Annotated in this window: 1 protein-coding gene and 1 pseudogene; one reads left to right on the plus strand and one right to left on the minus strand. The window is 62.5% G+C overall.

All coding sequences use genetic code 11. The features are described from left to right. Positions 1–50 precede the first annotated feature (50 nt). Positions 51–715, minus strand: a pseudogene (locus JCM25143_RS20375) (alpha/beta hydrolase). 385 nt (positions 716–1,100) lie between these two features. Between JCM25143_RS20375 and JCM25143_RS15005 the strand changes: the two are divergent. After that, positions 1,101–1,717, plus strand: a 617-nt coding sequence (locus JCM25143_RS15005; protein WP_025861822.1) for an aminotransferase class V-fold PLP-dependent enzyme, incomplete at its 3' end; no start/stop codon positions are given.

The following is a 1,717-nucleotide window of genomic DNA, read 5'->3' on the forward strand; positions in this document are numbered from 1 at the left end:
CAGCGTCACCCGGCGGAAAGCCGGGTGAGGAAGTGGGCCAGGGGCAGAGCCTAGTCGGCGGCCAACGGCATGTTCAGCGCGCTCATGGCGCGGGTTACGTGGTCTTCCATGGCGTTGGTGATCTTGTCCACCTGCTTGGCAAAGATATGATCAGCTCGGGGAAGACGCGGTAATCCACCTCAACCCCTTTCTGGGTGTTGAGCTTGTCCACCAGCTTATGGATAGCGGGTTCGGGGGCGAGTTCGTCCTTACCGCCAGCAATCATCAGCCCGCCACACGGACAGGGTGCGAGAAAGCCGAAATCATAATGGGCGGCGGGGGGAGCAATGCTGATCCAGCCGGTAATTTCTGGACGACGCATCAGAAGCTGCATGCCCACGAACGCCCCGAAGGAATACCCCGCAATCCACAGACCGCTGGCATTGGGGTTGACCATCTGCATCCAGTCCAGAGCGGCGGCGGCATCTGAAATTTCGCCAATACCACCATCAAACCGGCCTTGTGAGCGTCCGACTCCGCGTGAGTTGTACCGCATGACCGAGAAACCCATTTTCTCGAACGAACGGTAAAGCCCGTAGGTAATGCGGTTGTTCATGGTGCCGCCGTGCAGCGGGTGTGGGTGCAGCACGAGGGCAAGCGGGGCGTTGGGCTCGTTGGAGTGGTGGTAGCGCCCTTCAAGACGCCCGTCCGGGCCGGCAAACATAACCTCTGGCATGTAGGTTCCGCTTGATCATGGGACACGCCCAGGGGCATGGCGCGTCCAGGTTTGATAACTGTTCGTGCGGGGAGCGATGCCACGCTCCGTGCCCGAACATGCGGGCCACGGCCCGCGGGCAGGTCAGTTCAGCGCGGGTCTTTTGCGGTCAGGGCGCATCCTGTGCGTTTCCTGGCATTGACCTTGCGCGCGGGGCAGGCATAATCCATTCCGTGCCATGTTGCGTTTGGCATGGTGCCTGATCAGGGCTCCTGATCTGTTGGACAGGCAATGCCCCGTGGTGCTGACCATGTGGCTTCTATAGCGGCTGTGTGGTTCGTATTTCCACATAAATCGTGATAATACCTGTCTTGCGTCCCAGGCAGAATATTCCGGAAAGCATTCCATGCCCCCTTCACCCGATGATGGTGCGGCTCATGCCGTCTATCTTGACGCCAACGCTACCGAGCCTTTGCGGCCATCCGCTGCTACCGCCATGCTGGAAGCAGCAGCGCTTGCGGGCAACCCGTCCTCCGTTCATGCGCAGGGGCGCAAGGCGCGCGCCCTGCTGGAGGATGCGCGCGCGGTTATTGCCCGCAGGCTCGATGCTGACCCGCTGAACTGCGTCTTTACCTCGGGCGGGACCGAGGCAAACGTGCTGGCCCTGCACGGTTTTGCACCGGGGCGACGTATTCTGGTGGGGCGTACCGAGCACGATGCGGTGCGCCGGGGTGCGCCCGAAGGCGCTGCGCTGGAATGGCTGGAGGTGGATGCCAGCGGACAGGTGCGGCTTGACCTGCTGGAAGAAACACTGGCCCGGCCCCATGCCCTGCCCGCTCTTGTGTGTCTGATGCTGGCCAATAACGAAACCGGGGTGCTGCACCCTATGGCCGAGGTGGCGCGGCTGTGCGCGCGGTATGGCGCGCATTTGCATGGCGATGCGGTGCAGGCCGTAGGGCGGATCGACGTAGCGCTGCATGCGGGCGGCTTTGGCAGTCTGGCGTGTTCGGGGCACAAGCTGGG

Source organism: Acetobacter papayae JCM 25143, from assembly GCF_000613285.1.
In the GTDB taxonomy this organism is placed as follows: Bacteria; Pseudomonadota; Alphaproteobacteria; order Acetobacterales; family Acetobacteraceae; genus Acetobacter; species Acetobacter papayae.